Annotated in this window: 18 protein-coding genes; 4 read left to right on the forward strand and 14 right to left on the reverse strand. The window is 64.3% G+C overall.

Features of this window, described 5'->3' with window-relative positions; all coding sequences use genetic code 11:
* The first annotated feature begins 220 nt into the window (after positions 1 to 220).
* The 3 genes from ACYX4S_RS14605 to ACYX4S_RS14615 are packed head-to-tail and all read left to right on the forward strand — an operon-like array spanning position 221 to position 1,955.
* Positions 221 to 703 (forward strand): pilus assembly protein N-terminal domain-containing protein, encoded by a 483-nt coding sequence (locus tag ACYX4S_RS14605; protein ID WP_293721595.1) that lies wholly within the window; start codon positions 221 to 223, stop codon positions 701 to 703.
* Positions 704 to 747: 44 nt separating this feature from the next.
* Positions 748 to 1,320: a TadE/TadG family type IV pilus assembly protein gene (locus tag ACYX4S_RS14610; protein ID WP_476360717.1), complete on the forward strand. Its 573-nt coding sequence runs from the start codon at positions 748 to 750 to the stop codon at positions 1,318 to 1,320.
* Positions 1,296 to 1,955: a TadE/TadG family type IV pilus assembly protein gene (locus ACYX4S_RS14615; RefSeq protein ID WP_476360718.1), complete on the forward strand. Its 660-nt coding sequence runs from the start codon at positions 1,296 to 1,298 to the stop codon at positions 1,953 to 1,955. Before ACYX4S_RS14610 ends, ACYX4S_RS14615 begins: the two co-directional genes overlap by 25 nt.
* Positions 1,956 to 1,984: 29 nt before the next feature.
* On the opposite strand, the gene ACYX4S_RS14620 is transcribed toward ACYX4S_RS14615, so the two are convergent.
* On the reverse strand, positions 1,985 to 3,034 hold the full coding sequence (locus tag ACYX4S_RS14620) for a phosphate/phosphite/phosphonate ABC transporter substrate-binding protein (RefSeq protein WP_476360719.1): 1,050 nt from the start codon (positions 3,032 to 3,034) through the stop codon (positions 1,985 to 1,987).
* Between the two features lie 152 nt (positions 3,035 to 3,186).
* Here ACYX4S_RS14620 and ACYX4S_RS14625 point away from each other — a divergent pair, with 152 nt between their 5' ends.
* A complete protein-coding gene (locus ACYX4S_RS14625; protein WP_476360720.1) occupies positions 3,187 to 3,804 on the forward strand; it encodes an HAD family hydrolase in 618 nt (205 codons plus the stop codon).
* A 23-nt stretch (positions 3,805 to 3,827) separates the two neighbouring features.
* On the opposite strand, the gene ACYX4S_RS14630 is transcribed toward ACYX4S_RS14625, so the two are convergent.
* From ACYX4S_RS14630 to ACYX4S_RS14690, 13 genes are all read right to left on the reverse strand, one after another.
* Positions 3,828 to 4,859: a histone deacetylase family protein gene (locus tag ACYX4S_RS14630; protein ID WP_476360721.1), complete on the reverse strand. Its 1,032-nt coding sequence runs from the start codon at positions 4,857 to 4,859 to the stop codon at positions 3,828 to 3,830.
* A gap of 38 nt (positions 4,860 to 4,897) precedes the next feature.
* Positions 4,898 to 5,893: an aldose epimerase family protein gene (locus tag ACYX4S_RS14635; protein ID WP_476360722.1), complete on the reverse strand. Its 996-nt coding sequence runs from the start codon at positions 5,891 to 5,893 to the stop codon at positions 4,898 to 4,900.
* Positions 5,894 to 5,967: 74 nt separating this feature from the next.
* Complete coding sequence (locus ACYX4S_RS14640; RefSeq protein ID WP_293721577.1) at positions 5,968 to 6,480, reverse strand: retropepsin-like aspartic protease family protein; 513 nt, start codon at positions 6,478 to 6,480, stop codon at positions 5,968 to 5,970.
* 126 nt (positions 6,481 to 6,606) lie between these two features.
* The gene (locus ACYX4S_RS14645) at positions 6,607 to 7,536 is read right to left on the reverse strand and encodes a ribokinase (RefSeq protein WP_476360723.1); all 930 of its coding nucleotides are present in this window, start codon (positions 7,534 to 7,536) and stop codon (positions 6,607 to 6,609) included.
* Positions 7,537 to 7,578: 42 nt separating this feature from the next.
* Complete coding sequence (locus tag ACYX4S_RS14650; RefSeq protein ID WP_293721573.1) at positions 7,579 to 8,355, reverse strand: SDR family NAD(P)-dependent oxidoreductase; 777 nt, start codon at positions 8,353 to 8,355, stop codon at positions 7,579 to 7,581.
* Positions 8,356 to 8,423: 68 nt separating this feature from the next.
* On the reverse strand, positions 8,424 to 9,053 hold the full coding sequence (gene upp, locus ACYX4S_RS14655; protein ID WP_293721571.1) for a uracil phosphoribosyltransferase: 630 nt from the start codon (positions 9,051 to 9,053) through the stop codon (positions 8,424 to 8,426).
* 162 nt (positions 9,054 to 9,215) lie between these two features.
* Positions 9,216 to 10,229, reverse strand: a complete 1,014-nt coding sequence (locus tag ACYX4S_RS14660; RefSeq protein WP_476360724.1) for an adenosine deaminase — start codon at positions 10,227 to 10,229, stop codon at positions 9,216 to 9,218.
* Between the two features lie 82 nt (positions 10,230 to 10,311).
* Entirely contained in the window at positions 10,312 to 11,532 is a 1,221-nt protein-coding gene (locus tag ACYX4S_RS14665) for a phosphopentomutase (RefSeq protein WP_476360725.1), read from the reverse strand.
* Between the two features lie 63 nt (positions 11,533 to 11,595).
* Positions 11,596 to 12,918: a thymidine phosphorylase gene (deoA, locus tag ACYX4S_RS14670; RefSeq protein WP_476360726.1), complete on the reverse strand. Its 1,323-nt coding sequence runs from the start codon at positions 12,916 to 12,918 to the stop codon at positions 11,596 to 11,598.
* Between the two features lie 3 nt (positions 12,919 to 12,921).
* Positions 12,922 to 13,698: a deoxyribose-phosphate aldolase gene (gene deoC / locus ACYX4S_RS14675; RefSeq protein ID WP_476360727.1), complete on the reverse strand. Its 777-nt coding sequence runs from the start codon at positions 13,696 to 13,698 to the stop codon at positions 12,922 to 12,924.
* An 11-nt stretch (positions 13,699 to 13,709) separates the two neighbouring features.
* On the reverse strand, positions 13,710 to 14,519 hold the full coding sequence (locus ACYX4S_RS14680) for a purine-nucleoside phosphorylase (protein WP_476360728.1): 810 nt from the start codon (positions 14,517 to 14,519) through the stop codon (positions 13,710 to 13,712).
* Positions 14,520 to 14,530: 11 nt separating this feature from the next.
* Complete coding sequence (gene cdd, locus ACYX4S_RS14685; protein ID WP_476360729.1) at positions 14,531 to 14,920, reverse strand: cytidine deaminase; 390 nt, start codon at positions 14,918 to 14,920, stop codon at positions 14,531 to 14,533.
* A gap of 1 nt (position 14,921) precedes the next feature.
* Positions 14,922 to 15,890: an ABC transporter permease gene (locus tag ACYX4S_RS14690; RefSeq protein ID WP_476360730.1), complete on the reverse strand. Its 969-nt coding sequence runs from the start codon at positions 15,888 to 15,890 to the stop codon at positions 14,922 to 14,924.
* Between the last annotated feature and the right edge of the window lie 6 nt (positions 15,891 to 15,896).

Here is a 15,896-nt window from a genome sequence, read left to right on the forward strand (position 1 = left end):
CAACAAGGTCTCACTATTAACCACAATCGAAAACGACTCCCGATCATAGAGTGCGAAGAACCTGATTTTCGCTCTCCCCAAGCTGCCTGGAGAGTGCAGACTTGATGGCTCACCAATATTGATAAATTTAACTATGCCACCTGATTGCAACGACCGTTAGCGGTTCCTTCACCAATATCGTTGACGTTCGGGTAGGAACTCTGAGAAGGAGCCGAAAGGCATGTCTCGACATCGCGCAATTCTGGGCGCGGCGATTGCCGCCGCCGCGGTTCTCGCCCCTGCTTTCGCGAGCGGCACCATGGCTGCCGAAGGTGGTGCCGTTCATGTCATGACCGACCGGGCCAAGGTGTTTCGCATCGATGCGCCGGCGGATACCGTCATCGTGGGCAATCCCGCAATCGCGGATGTCGCGATGTACGACCGCCAGACCGTTGTCGTGACGGGCAAGCTCTACGGCACCACGAACCTGGTGATCCTCGACAAGGCCGGTGAACCGATCATCGACGAAGTCATTACCGTCGGAGCCCCCTCGAGCGACGTCGTGACGGTCCTGCGCAGAACCGCGCGCAGTTCCTACTCCTGCGCGCCACAGTGTGAGCCGGTGCTTCGCGTCGGCGACACGGAAACCGCTTATGATGCGATCGCGAAGCAGTCCACCGCACGTACCGAGATGTCTGAAAAGGCAGCCGGCGTCGGCAACTGACGTCCCCAGGAACCGCTCCCGACGTGAAGAGGTGAGAGACATTCATGGCTGACAGGAGCGGCAAGACACGGCTCGGGTCACTCTGCCGCCTGCTTCGTGCGTTCGGCCGCGACCGCGAAGGCACGGCGGCGATCGAGTTCGCCTTCGTGGCCATTCCCTTCATGCTTCTTCTTTTCGGCATCATCGAGATCGGCCTCGCCTTCTTTGCCGATCAGGTGCTGAACAACGCCGTTCTGGATGCGGCGCGCATGATCAGGACCGGCCAGGCCCAGGCGGAAGGGTTCGACGCCTCGAAGTTCAAGGAGCAGATCCTCGCCAAGACAAGCGGTTTCCCGATAAGCGCGGACCGGCTGACAATTGACGTCGAAAAGATCGAATCTTTCACCAGTTACAAGTCCAAGCCTCTGATCGAAGACGGCCAGATGACGGATGACGTGGGCTACGACCATGGCGAGGCAAACGAGATCATCATCGTGCGTGCCATGTACCGCTGGCCGATGTTCTCCTCGCTGATGGCGACCAACTTCGCCGACCTCGCGTCGGGAGACCGTCTGCTGGTCGCAACAGCGATCTTCCGCAACGAGCCGTTCCCATGGTCGACGAAGCCCAACAGCTAGGAGACCGTCCGGTGAGGCCCTTGAAGTCCGTCCCCTTTGCCAGCAAGGAGCGTTCCGGCCGTACGGGCGGAGTTTTCGCGCGCTTTCGCCTGCTGCGCCGCCTCGGCCGGGACAGCCGCGGCGTCGCGGCGGTCGAGTTCGCACTCGTTCTGCCGTTCATGCTGCTCCTGTTCTTGGGGATGGTGGAGCTTGATTCAGCGCTCACGGTCGACCGCAAGGTCAGTCAGGTGGCCAGTTCCATTGCCGACCTCGTCGCCCAGACCGACAAACTCAACGAAGCCGACATCAGAGACCTCCTCAAGATGTCGGACGCGGTGCTCGATCCGTACCCCGCGAGCAATCTGAAGCTCGTCGTCGCAAGCATCTGGATCAAGGAAGTCAACAAGCCCCGCGTGAAATGGAGCCGGGCTCTGAATACCGCCCAGTGGTCCGAAAACGGAGCTCCCCCCGTCGATATTCCGGAAGGTCTGACGAAGCAGAAGGACACCTATCTGATCGTGGCGCAGGCGACCTATACGCATCGGCCGACCTTCGCCGCACTTCTGAAAGACGTGTTTGCAACCGATACGATCGAACTGACCGACACCTACTACATGCGTCCGCGTGTCAGTTCAGAGGTAGAGTGCTGTTCCTGATACAGGCCTCTTGACGTCGGTGCCGCCTCTCAACGCGGCACCAGCGGACGCAGCCGGCCACGCACCGCGTTCTTGCCGCCGCCTCCTGCCGTGAGAGGCGCAAGCAGATCGAAGTCCTTTTGCGAAACGGGCTGAAATGCGCCGCTTCCGGCAGGACGCTCTCCCGAACCGCCCCAGGTTGCCAGCACGCCGCGCAGCTCTTGCCGAAGGCTTTCGGGAAGATCCGTACGGGCCACATGCGGCGCGGAAGGGATCGGTCCCAAAAGCGGTATGGCATCGACCGCAGGAACAACGCCGCTGCGTGCCAGAAGTGCGGCAAGCGTTCCGCCTTCCGCAAACGTTCCATCTCGTGTTGCCGGCCTCCAGCCAAAGGCGACATCCGCCCTCCCGGAAAGCACTGCCGCGACCGCTTCCAACGGTCCGGCCTCCTCCACCAGCCGCGCCTCATCAGACGAAACGCCTGCGGCCTCCAGAAGCGCAAGCGGCAGGCGCCGCCCGGCCGTCGAACCTTCCGGGGCCAGTGCGATGCGGGCAGAGCCAAGGCTCTCCAGGCCGGAAAAGCGACTGCCTGCCGGCACGATCGCCAGCAGGGTCCAGCCGCTCACCCCAGCCTCGTCCATCGGAACGGCGAGAGGGTCCAGGCAGGAACAGCGTTCCTGAGCATCAACGAAAGCGGTGGTGGAAAGCGACGCATAGTCCACCTCCCCGCGCAGCAGCCCCGCCTGCAGCCGTGTCAGACTCGAAAAGGCGACAACGACAGCGGGGATGCCAAGCCGTTCCTCCAGGTTTGCACGGAAAGGCTCGACCCCGCCGAACTCCCCTTGCGCCGGGTCGAGAACCATGCCGATGCGCAACACGGGCCACATCGCGAGGCGTTCGGGATCGAAAACCCTCGCCGACCCGCCGGCATCATCTTCATCCGATGCCTCCTCCCGGTCGTCGCCTTCGGACGTGGAGGCTTCCGGCCATGGAAGAAACATGGCGGCGTCCGCCTCATCCTGCCCCGCCACGTCGGTGTCCAAGGGCACGGGCAGACCGTCGCCGTCCTGCGCGCGAACGCTCACGAGGGGAAGAGCCACGGAAAAAACCAGCAGGAAGGCAGCCACGTGAACCAGGCCGTGTGCGGCAAAAGCCCGAATGCACCTCACGCCGACATGAAAGCTTCGCTTTTCGCGTTCAAACCCTTCGGCGATCATGCGCCTGTCGCTTTCCCTGTCACTCAGGAGCTTTCATGTCCCGTCAGCCCGATACGGTCGTATTCGACTTCGGAAACGTTCTCATCGAATGGGATCCACGTCACCTCTATTCCCGGCTTTTTTCCGAGGCAGAGGCAGTCGATCATTTCCTCACCGAGATTCTGCCGCCGTCATGGAATCTCGAGCAGGACCGGGGCCGCAGTTTCGCGGACGGCATCGCTGAAGCCCTTGCCCGCCATCCCGACTACGAGGAGGAGATCCGCGCCTGGGATACCCGCTGGCACGAGATGGTTCCCGGTCCTGTCGATGGCTCCGTCTCACTTCTCCAGGACCTCAAGGCAGCCGGCGTACCGCTTTACGCAATCACCAACTTCAGCGCCGAAAAATACGCCGAATGTCTCGAGCGCTTCCCTTTCCTGGCGGACAGCTTTCGTGACACGGTCGTCTCCGCACACGAGAAACTGCTGAAACCCGACACGCGCATCTACGACGTGCTTTTGACCCGGAACGCCCTTTCGCCCGAGCGCACGGTCTTCATCGACGACAGTGCGGTCAACGTGGCGGGCGCGCGGGACGCGGGGATGCATGCAATCCACTTCACGGGCGCCGATGCGCTGCGACAGGCACTGCGCGACCACGGCTTCCCTGTCTGATCCGGCCACCGAGGGCGCCTTTGTCAGGCGCCCTCGAAGCCCGCGAGTGTGTTGACGCAGTTCACGCCGATGGCCTCGACGGCATACCCGCCTTCCATGATGAAGGTGGTCGGCAGCTTCAGGCCGGCCAGGCGCTCGCCCATCCTGAGAAAATCCTCCGAGACAAGACGGAAACGCGAGATCGGGTCCTTCTCGTAGGTGTCGAGACCCAGCGACACGATCAGTGTGTCCGCACCAAAGGCCAAGATACGCCCCAGGCTCTCCTCGAGCGCGGCGCTCCAGATCGCCCAGTCCGCTCCTGGTGCCAGGGGCAGATTGACATTGAACCCTTCGCCGTCACCTTCTCCCGTCTCCTGCGCATGACCCAGAAAGTAAGGATATTCCTCCCTCGGGTCGGCATGAATGGACAGGAACAGGACGTCGGACCGGTCATAGAAAATCGATTGGGTGCCGTTGCCGTGATGGTAGTCGACATCCAGCACGGCAACCCTGGCCGCGCCGTTGTCGCGCATCCACTGTGCGGCGATCGCGGCGTTGTTGAGAAAACAGTAGCCACCGTAGTAGTCGGCCGCCGCGTGGTGGCCGGGCGGGCGGCTGAGCGCGAATGCGCAGCGCTCGCCGCCTGCGACGAGCCGGGCCGCGGTCAGGGCAGAGTTGGCGCTTGCCCGCGCCGCCGCGAAGGTGTTCTCGCCAAGCGGCGTTCCCGCGTCGAACGAATAGCGCCCCAGAAGTCCGTCGATGTGCTCCGGAACCGGCTCTGTCGACAGGCCCCGCACGGGCCAGACGAACGGAAAGGCTTCACCGCTGCGCCCCGCATCCGTCCATCGCCCCCAGAAGCTTTCAAGGAAATCGAGATAGCCCGCATCATGTACGCGCTCGAGCGCTGCGCGTCCGAACTCCTCCGGCTCCAGGATGCCACCAAGCCCTTCGGCAATAACCCGGTCCCGCACCATGGTCGCGCGGGAGGGAATTTCCACGGCGGGTTTCAGCATGCCGTCCGAGATTTCCTGTTTGGGATCATGTGCGAGCTGCACTGGCGAAAAGACTGTCTTCATAGGAGGCTATTCCCGTATCGAAACAAGGCGTCGGCACCTCAGGTGCGAGACGTGAAAATATAGTCCGTCACCTGGCGCGAGGTTTCACCAGGCCGCAGCACGCAGCCGGCAAAACCCTCGTGGTTGATGGCATCCGGCCAGAATTGGGGCTCCAGACACAAACCCGCATTCGGGCCATAGCCCCGCCCGTCGTGCCCCGCAAGGGGAACGTCAACCTTTGCCCCATCGTAAACCTGCAGGCCCGGGGCTGTTGTCGCCAGGTCGAGAGCAAGACTGCCGTCGCCCGCCTCGAGCCTGGCAACCTTGCGCGGCTGCAGGACAGCCTCACGTGACAGGCAGAAATTGTGGTCCAGCGGCTCATGTCCCGATTGTTCGCCGATCACGCGCGGCTCGCGAAAATCGAAAGATGTTCCGGAAACCGGTCTGATCTCGCCCGTGGGGATCAGGTCCCCATCCACCGGCAGGAATTCATGCGCATCGATCCGGAGCCGGTGGGCGAGAACACCTCCCGTCCCATCGAGGTTGAAGTAGCTGTGCGCAGCGGGATTGAACAGGGTGGGCGCATCGGTCCTTCCCTCGAGTTCAATCCTCAAGCTCGTGTCGTCAAGCAACGTGTAGCGGCATATAGCCTGCACCGTTCCTGGATAGCCCTGATCGCCGTCCGCGCTCTCGAGCGAAAGCAGGACGCTGTGCGCATCCGCCTCTTCAAGGGTCCACAACCGTTCGGAAAAGCCGGCGGTTCCACCGTGAAGGTGGTGGCGGCCGGCCTCATTGAGCGGAAGATGGTACTCCCGGCCCTCGAGAGTGAAACGGCCGTTGGCGATACGATTGGCGCATCGGCCGGCGATGGCACCGAAGTAGGGAGACTGGTCGAGATAGGGCACGAATGTGTCGAAGCCGAGCACCACGGAACGGCCGCCGACCCGCAGATCCTGAATCACCGCGCCGAACGTGAGGATGTCAGCCTCGATACCGCCGCGCCGCAACCTGACGCGCTCCACCGGGCGCCCGTCGGCAAGTCGTGCATATGCCATGTCCGCCCTTTCGCAGTGCACGCCGACCGGATTTGGGACCGATTGGCTGCCGGCGGACTATCGCTTTCCAGGGGCTATTGAATCAACCGCATCGTGCCGGACCGGATATCGACCTTGGCGAGACGGTTGAGCGCGGACATTCCGATCAGCGGAACATGCAGCGCGCCATCGGGGAGAACCAGCGCGTCGACGTTCTTCAACCGGATCGTGCCGAGACGCAGTTCGCGCAAGCTGACACGCGCGGCTCGTGCGGTTCCGTTCGCGGTGTTCACCGGGACCTTGAAGTCGCTCTCTGCGGGATGAAGGCCGGAAGCACGCGCCACATCCGCCGGCAGGGCGACAACAGATGCTCCCGTATCGATGAGCGAGTGCACCGGACGGCCATTGATGTGTGCATCGACGGAATAGTGGCCGTTTTCACCGACCGAAAGCACAAGTGTTCGCGGTCCCCGGGCAGGCTCGGGCTCATTGGTCGCAACAGCCACGGAGGCCGGCCCGCCATTGGCCACCACCAACATGTCAGCGGCCTTGGGAGCGATCATTGCAATGACCGCCACGCCGATGGCGATGAACAGATAGCGTTCCATGTGCCGTCTCCCGTGCCGGCTGCCGCACGCGGGAAATGCGCGTATCAGGCAGTCTGAACGCGAGGCGTTGCCGATTGGCTAAGGCACTGCGCCGATCCGTTTCGAAGTAAACGGGCGGCTAACGTTTCAGCGTGTCACGGGCGCCGTCTCCACGACGAGCGTGTCCGCAAGTTCGGCTATGGCGCCGGCGTCGGGGGAACTCGATTGCGCTCCGGTCGCCGTGCAGGCAAGTGCACCGGCCGCAGTGCCTTCCGCCAGGGCACGGGAAATGTCCGCGCCCCTGTCCAGCGCGGCCGCGAGAGCTCCGACGAAGGCATCACCGGCACCGGTGGTGTCGAGCACCTCGACGCGCGGCGCGGCAACGCGCCAGATCCTCTCGGCCGTCCGCGCGACAAGGCCGTCGCCGCCAAGGGTTACAACAGCAAGACGCGAGGTCCCGCAAAGAGCGGCGCAATGCGCCTCCGCACCCTCGGCCCCATTGCAACCGAATGCTCCTGCCAGTTCTGCAGCCTCCACGGCATTGGCCACGAGAACATCCACATCCCCGATCAATCCTGCAAGCGCGGCATCGCCTGAAGGCGCGGCGTTGAGCAACACGCGGGCGCCCACCTTGCGCGCCCGCGCGATCGCCCCGGAGATCGGATCGGCGGACAACTCGCGCTGGAGCACGAGAAGATCGTCCGGCTCGAGCACACCGTCGAGCCAGTCAGCCGCGACGCGTGCGTTCACGCCGCTGGCGCACATGATCAGGTTCTCGCCTTCCGCATCGATGCCGATCATGGCAAGTCCCGTGGTGCCCTCCAGATGACGCACGGCGGAGAGATCCACGCCCGCGAGATCGAGGTTCGCAAGCGCCGGTGCCGAATGGGCGTCCCTTCCAACCGCTCCGACCATGCGCACGGAAGCGCCTGCGCGGGCTGCGGCAAGGGCCTGGTTCGCTCCCTTGCCGCCGGCAAAGGTCTGGTGATCGGGACCAACGACCGTCTCGCCCGGCACCGGCAGACGTGGCAGGCAGACCACCAGATCCAGGTTGATCGAGCCGAAGACGGTGATCATCGCGAACGCCCCTGTTTAGCCTCGCCCCTCAAGGCCGCTCACTCAGATCCAGCCGCCGTCCACCACATAGGTCTGATTGGTGCAGGCCGCTGCGGCGTCGGAGGCGAAAAAGGTCACAACCGAAGCCACGTCGGAGGGGACGAGCTTCCGCTTGAGGCACTGGCGTGCCTGGATCTCGCGTTCGCCCTCTTCGTCCAGCCAGAGCTCGATCTGTCGGTCGGTCATGATCCAGCCCGGCGCAATACAGTTCACACGGATGTTGTCGGGCCCCAGGTCACGGGCCAGCGAGCGTGTCAGACCGACGATTGCCGACTTGGCCGAGGTGTACCCTGCCATGCCCCCCTGACCGATCATCCAGGAAATGGAACCCATGTTGACGATGGCTCCGCCGCCAAGCCCGCGCATGTCATCCACCACGGCCTGCGAACAGAAGAACTGGTGCCGCAGGTTTACCGCCATGCGCTCGTCCCAGTATTCGGGCGTGACATCCTCGAGCCTGTGGCGCTCGTCATGAGCGGCATTGTTCACGAGAACCGCGATTGGCCCCAGAGCGGCGCGGATCTTGCCGATCGCCGCCCTCGTTGCGGGAATGTCGGTGAGGTCGGCCTTCACGAACTGAATGGCCGCGCCCGTCGCGGAAACCTCCTCGAGGACGGAACGCGCGGCTTCATCGTTACGGTCGATGAAGCCGACGCGACATCCCTGGGCCGCGAAGTGGCGCACGATCTCGGCGCCGATGCCGCTGCCGCCTCCCGTCACGAGCACAGTCTTTCCCTTGAGGCCGGGATAGATTGCCGAACCGATGGTCGCGCTGGTCATGTCGTCCTCCTCCCGATGTCTGGCGTTCTCGCGCGCGCCCGTCAGGAAGAGGACGCGCGTTCAGGCGCCTACTTTGTGCCGTACATGCGATCTCCCGCATCGCCAAGACCGGGCATGATGTATCCCTTCTCGTTGAGGCGGGCGTCGATGGCGGCAGTAAAGATTGGAACGTCCGGATGGGCCTCGTTGAACTTGGCGATCCCTTCCGGCGCGGCCAGCAGACACAGGAAACGGATATTGGTCGCGCCGCGATCCTTGAGGCGCTGCACCGCCGCAATGGCCGAGTTGGCCGTTGCAAGCATGGGATCGACAACGATCACGAGGCGTTCGCCGAGATCTTCCGGCGCCTTGAAGTAGTATTCGACCGGCTGCAGCGTCTTGGGATCACGGTAAAGGCCGATATGGGCCACGCGCGCGGCCGGGACCAGCTCCAGCATCCCTTCCAGAAGGCCGTTTCCCGCCCGCAGCACGGAAGCGAAGACGAGCTTCTTTCCTTCGATCACGGGCGCGGCCATCGGCTCCAGCGGCGTCTCGATCTCCATCGCGGTGATGGGCAGATCGCGCGTCACCTCGTAGGTGAGCAACACCGAGATCTCCCGCAGAAGACGGCGGAAGCCCTGCGTGGAGGTGTCCTTCATGCGCATGTGAGTGAGTTTGTGCTGGACCAGAGGATGGTCGATCACTGTGGCTCCGGTCATGGCGCGTCCCCGTCTGTCGATGCCTGATGTTCTGAAGGCGGACACGCGGCAACGCCTTGAGCGCGCCCGGTCTCCCTTCTCTTTTGTTAGACCAAGCTGCCGCAAATCGAAACAAGCGGGAAGACCGTGAAGGCCTCGATCCACCATTCGATGCCCCGTTGGTCAGCTTTCCCCGTTCCCGTATTCCTCTATCCTGTCCATCAGGCGCATCCGGGTCGCGGGATCGCAAAACGCACCGCGCACCGCCTCGCGCGTCATGTCGAGCATGTCCGCCCCGCTCCAGCCGAAGGTGGTCGCGCAGCTCTCGTATTCCTCGGCCAGCGACGTATGAAAAAATGGCGGATCATCGGAGTTCAGCGTGATGCGGCAACCCGAGCGGCGCAGCAGGTTCACCGGATGGAAACGCAACCGCTCGTAAAGGCCCAAGGCAAGATTTGATCCCGGACACACTTCCAGAACCACTTCGTCTTCCACAAGTCTGCGCACCACCTCCGGGTCCTCGATCGCCCGAACGCCGTGCCCGATGCGCTGCACGCGCAGAAAATCAAGGGTCGCCGTCACGCTTTCCGGCCCGCAAACCTCGCCCGCGTGCGCGGTAAGCCCGAGGCCCGCCTCTCCGGCCATCCGAAAGGCGCGCGCGAAGTTCGCCGGATGCCCCTCGCGCTCGTCGCCGGCAAGCCCGAAGCCTGTCACCAGCGGATGCGGCGCGGCGATCACCTGGCTTGCGACCTGTTCCACGGCCCGCGCACCGAAGTGACGCACGCCCACCGCGATCATGCGCGCCTCTATCCCCGTCTCCGCCCGGGCACGGCCGATCCCCTCCGCCAGTCCGGCAACATAGTCGACATAGGACAGGCCGGCTCCGGCCGCATGATCGGGCGAAATTGTCAGTTCCGCATAGATCGCCCCGTCAGCGGCAATCTCCTTCAGGTAGGTCTCGGACAGCACCGCGTAGTCTTCCGGCGTCCGGAAGACACTGGCCGCCCGGTCGTAGGCATGCAGGAAGCCGGTGAAATCCTCCCAGCGATAACGGCCCTGGTCGTCAAACACGCCCTCCAGATCCAGACCGTGACGTTCCGCAAGCCTTGCCACGAGCGCGGGAGGCGCAGCCCCTTCCACGTGAACATGCAGTTCAGCCTTGGGCAGGCGGTGGGACGCAGCCTCGGTCGTCGCCATGGGCGTTTGTCGTCCTTTGTCTCGGTGTCACATGCAAACGCCCGGTGAGCACCGCACGCTACGGTTGGTTGGAAGCCCGCCCTCAGAGAAAGGGCACCCCGTGTCCGCCAGGTGCGACTCCGAGATGACGGGCAACCGTCTCGCCGATGTCCGCAAAGGTGTCGCGAATGCCGATCGGAACCTTGCCGCGTCCTGGCGCAACGCCGATTACCGGCACGCGCTCACGGGTATGGTCGGTTCCACGCCACGTCGGGTCACATCCGTGGTCGGCGGTCAGAATGAGCAGATCGTCCGGCTCGAGACGCTCGAGCAGCTCCGGCAAGCGGCGGTCGAAGGCCTCGAGACCCGCCGCATATCCCGCCACATCCCGGCGGTGACCATAGAGGCTATCGAAATCGATGAAATTGGCGAAAACCAGATCGCCGTGGCCCGCCAAGTCCAGCGCTTCCAGGGTTCGGTCGAAAAGTGCATCGTTTCCGGCGGCCTTCAGCACCTCACCGATCCCCTGATGGGCAAAGATATCGGCGATCTTGCCCACGGTCAGTGTCCGATGCCCGGCCGCGACGACACGGTCGAGCAGGGTCGGCTCCGGTGGAAGGACGGAATAATCGCGCCTGTTCGCGGTCCGCTCGAAGGTTTCCGCGTTCTCGCCAATGAACGGGCGGGCAATAACGCGACCGATGCGATAGGGGTCGACGAGTTCGCGCACCGTCTCACACAGGCGATAGAGCCGCTCGAGACCGAAATGCGTCTCGTGCGCGGCAATCTGGAACACACTGTCGGCGCTCGTGTAGCAGATCGGCTTGCCTGTGCGCAGATGCTCCTCGCCGAGTTCGGCGATGATGGTGGTTCCGGACGCATGGCAGTTGCCGAGAATTCCGGGAATAGCCCCGGCCTCGATGACCTTGCTGACCAGTTCATCGGGAAACGTCGGCACTTCGTCCGGGAAATACCCCCAGTCGAAAGCAACCGGCACCCCGGCGATCTCCCAATGTCCGGATGGCGTGTCCTTGCCGCGCGACGTCTCGCTTGCCGCGCCCCAGATCCCTTCGGGCGCGATCGAAAGATCGAAGCCGTCCGGTGCCTCGCCACTCGCAAGCCGGCCGGCATGTGCGAGTCCCAGGCGTGCCATGTTGGGCACATGCAGAACGCCGGACCGCAGCCCCTCGCGATCCGCCTCTCCACGCGCGCAGGCAGCGGCGATATGCCCGAAGGTGTTCGCTCCCTCGTCGCCGAAGCTGGCTGCATCCGGCGCGCCGCCGATGCCGAAACTGTCCAGAACGCAGAGGATGGCACGCGCCATTTGATGTCCCCGTCTTGCCGCCCAGTCGGCTTTGCCGGCCCAGGCGTGTCTTCTCGGCTAGGTTCAGCCAGGAATGCCGATACGCTCGCTCACCACCGGCTGGTCGTCGATATCCGCCGGGTTGCCGAGGCGGTAAGCGGCCTTGAGAGCCGCGCCGGCCCGGGCTGCCGCCACCTCGTCGGCCGCATGCACGATGGCGAAAGGCGAATCCGTATCGACCATGTGGCCGACACCGGCCAGATGCGTGAAGCCAACGGAAGGATCGATGCGGTCGCTCGACACGCGGCGCCCACCGCCAAGCTCGATGACCGCGACCCCGACCGCGCGGGTATCCACGCCAACGACCGTGCCGGGCCGGTCGGGATAGACCGCCCGTTCGACCGGAGCCTTGGCAAGATAGCTGTCCGCCCGCTCGATGAAATCCGCCGGGCCGCCCAGTCCGGCCACCATGCGGGCGAACCGCTCGGCCGCCGCACCGCTTTCGAACGCATTGCGCATCATGCGGCTGCCCGCATCCGTGTCCTCGGCAAGGCCGGCGGTGGCAAGAACCTCCGCGCCAAGCGCCACGGTCACATCGAAAAGGCGATTGTCGATCTCGCGGCCGGTCAGGAAGTCGACCGCGTTTTTCACCTCGACCGCATTTCCGGCGGCGGAGGCGAGCGGTTCATTCATGTCGGTCAGAAGCGCGGTGGTGCGGCATCCAGCCCCGTTCGCGACCGTGACGAGACTTTCCGCAAGCGCACGCGCCTCGTCCAGCGTCGCCATGAAGGCTCCCGTCCCCCATTTCACGTCGAGAACAAGCGAGCCAAGGCCCGCGGCGAGCTTCTTTGAAAGGATCGAGGCGGTGATCAGATCAAGGCTTTCGACCGTGCCTGTCACGTCGCGGATCGCATAGAAGCGCTTGTCGGCAGGCGCAAGGTCGCTGGTCTGGCCAATGACCGCGCAACCCGCCTCGCGCACCACCTTGCGGAACAGCGCATTGTCGGGCTGGGTCGTATAGCCGGGCACGGCATCGAACTTGTCGAGCGTGCCGCCGGTATGACCAAGCCCGCGGCCGGAAATCATGGGCACCGCCGCACCGCAGGCGGCCAGGGCCGGCGCCAGCATCAGCGAGACATTGTCGCCAACGCCGCCGGTGGAATGCTTGTCGACAACCGGAGCGTCGAGATCGGACCAGTCCAGCACGGTGCCGCTGTCGCGCATGGACAGGGTCAGCGCGACGCGCTCGTCCAGCGAGAGGCCACGAAAGAACACGGCCATGGCAAGTGCGGAAATCTGCTCGTTGCTGACACTCTCGTCGGTCAGCCCCTTCACGAAGAAGCCGATTTCCTCGGCGCTCAACGTTCCGCCATCACGCTTGCGACGAATGAGTTCCTGGGCAAGCATCCTTCAGTATCCCTCGCCGGTCGCCGCTTCTTTGCCATCGAGCGCGGCCAGAAGCGCGTCGAGCAGACCGCTCGCGCCGAAACGAAAATGCGCGGCGGAAACCCAGTTCGCCCCCAGAAGCCGGTCCGCAATAGCCAGATAGGCACCGGCATCGTCCACCGTACGGATGCCGCCTGCGGGTTTGAAACCGACCTCGCGGCCACCCTCGCGGCGAATTTCCTCGATCACGGTCAGCATGATTTCCGCCGCCTCGAGCGTCGCGTTGACCTTCACCTTGCCCGTGGAGGTCTTGATGAAGTCCGCTCCGCCCGCAATCGCCACGTTGGCCGCTGCGTGGACAAGCAGCGCATCTCCCAGCTCGCCCGTTTCCAGGATGACTTTCAGCGTCGCATCCGGGCATGCCGCACGAACACGGGTAATCTGGGTTTCGGCATAACCGCGCCGACCGTCCAGAAACGCCTGCCAGGGCATGACGAGGTCGATCTCGTCAGCGCCCTCGGCGACGGCGGCCCTGGCTTCGCCCACGACGGCCAGCGTCTCAATGCCTCCGGCGGGAAAATTGACCACTGTCGCGACACGCACGCCGCTTCCCCTGAGCTGGGTCGCCGCCTGCCCCACGAACCGAGGCCAGATGCACACGGCGGCCACGGGGCCGTGTGGCGTCACGGCCCGCCTGCACAGCTTTTCGATGTCGGCGGGCTTGCAGTCGTCCTCAAGGTTGGTCAGGTCGACAAGTGGAAGGGCCCTTGCGGCAATTGCCGCCGCAGTCGCTTCAGTCATGTATTTGTCCTTCACGTATCGAGATCCCGCGCGAAACCCCGGATCAGGCGCTTGAGCGCGTCGACGGCGGTCAGAGCCGTCGCCTTGGTCTCCGCGTGGGACAGGGCGTGGGCCTGCAGCCCGGCGCCATAGTTGGTGATCGTCGAGATTGCGGCGACGCGCATGCCAAGATAGCGGGCGAGGATGACCTCCGGCACGGTCGACATGCCGACGGCGTCGGCTCCGAGCACCTGCGCCATGCGGATTTCCGCCGGCGTCTCGAACGAGGGGCCCGAGAACCACATGTAAACGCCCTCGCCGAGCGCGATCCCCTCTTCCTTCGCCCGTGCCTTCAGCTTGTCGCGCAGATCCGCATCGTAGGCGGCGCTCATGTCGAGAAAGCGGCCCTCGCTTTCCTCGCCGATGAGCGGATTGAGGCCCGACCAGTTGATGTGATCCGAGATCAGCATCGGCGTGCCGGGCGCGAACGCCTCTCGCAGGCTTCCGGCCGCGTTGGTGAGCAACACGGTCTCGCAACCGAGCTCCTTCAGCGTTTCCAGCGGGGTCCGCATCACGTCGGCTCCGCCGCCTTCGTAGTAGTGCGCCCGCCCCGAGAGAACCACGACGGAAACACCTTCCAGCGTACCGGCAACAAGCTCGCTGCCGTGGGAGGAGACCGTGGAAACCGGGAATCCGGCCAGTCTCGTGTAGGGCACGCGCACGGCATCCTCGATCTCATCAGCGAGACTGCCAAGTCCCGAGCCGAGGACGAGGCCCAGCCGGTAGGTGCCCGGCCGCGCCGCCCTGACGATTGCAGCGCTTTCCGTTCCGTATCCGCTCACGATTGCCTCTTTCACTTGAGCACGAACTTGTGGGGCAGAAGCTCGCCCAGCGTGAACGTTTGGACCACCCCCTTCGTGTCGCAGACATGAACCGGCGTCGTATCGTCCGCGAACTCCGCCAGCCGCTGGCGGCACCCGCCGCAGGGCGTGCACAGCGCCGCATCGGCCATGACGAGAACCGCTTCCACCCGGACCTTTCCCTCACTGGCGATCATATGGCCAAGCGCCGTGGTCTCGGCACACCAGCCTTCGGGAAAGCTGGCATTTTCCACGTTGCACCCGGCATGGATCGTGCCCGACGCGGTCAGGATCGCCGCCCCCACCGCAAAGTCCGAATAGGGCGCATGCGCTTTTTCCCTGGCGTTCTTCGCCGCCTGGAAAAGCGCATCGATCTCACTCATGTCAGGTCCTTTCCTTGACATAGGCCGTGCCTCCGGCCCGGGGCGGAACCGCCTTGCCGATGAACCCGGCAAGAAGGATCACGGTGAGGATGTAGGGCAACGCCTGGATCGCCTGGACGGGAACCTCGCCGATTCCCGGCACATCCTGACCCTGAAGCCGGATTGCGACCGCATCAAGAAAACCGAAGAGCAGGCAGGCGAACATCACCGGAACCGGCTTCCACTTGGCGAAGATCAGTGCGGCGAGCGCGATGAACCCCTTGCCGGCCGTCATGTCCTTGATGAAGCCCGCCGACTGGGCAATGGAGAGATAGGCACCGGCAAAGCCACAAAGGATGCCGGTGCAGATCACGGCCCTGTAACGCAGCCACTGCACGGAGATCCCCGCGGTGTCGACGGCCGCCGGATTCTCGCCGACCGCCCTCAGTCGCAGCCCGAAGCGCGTGCGGAAGAGAACCCACCAGGAGAGCGGCACCGCCACGAAGGCGGCATAGACAAGAATGTTGTGGCCTGACAGCAGTTCCGAATAGATGCCGCCGACCAGCGGCACGTCGCGAAGGCTGTCCGCGAAAGGCAGTGTGATCTCCCGAAAACGCCCGCCGGAGGAAAGCGGGGGCGTTCGCCCGCCCTGGCCGAACCATGCCTGTCCGAGCAGCGCCGTCAGTCCCATGGCGAGGAAATTGATCGCAACGCCGGAGACAATCTGGTTGCCCCGGTTGGTGATGCAGGCGAACCCGTGCACGAGCGCAAGCCCCACGGAAATGACCATGGCAGCGATCAGGCCGATCCAGGCGGATCCCGTGAGTGCGGCCGCCGCACCGGCGGCGAAGGCCGCGCCCAGCATCTTGCCTTCCAGACCGATGTCGAAGACGCCGGAACGTTCGGAGAAGAGCCCGGCCAGTGCCGCGAGCAGGAGAGGTGTCGCGAGACGGACGGTGCTGTCGAGAACGAGGATCATCGTATCGAACATCTGCCC

It is taken from the genome of Stappia sp. ABD4_338 (assembly GCF_056312175.1).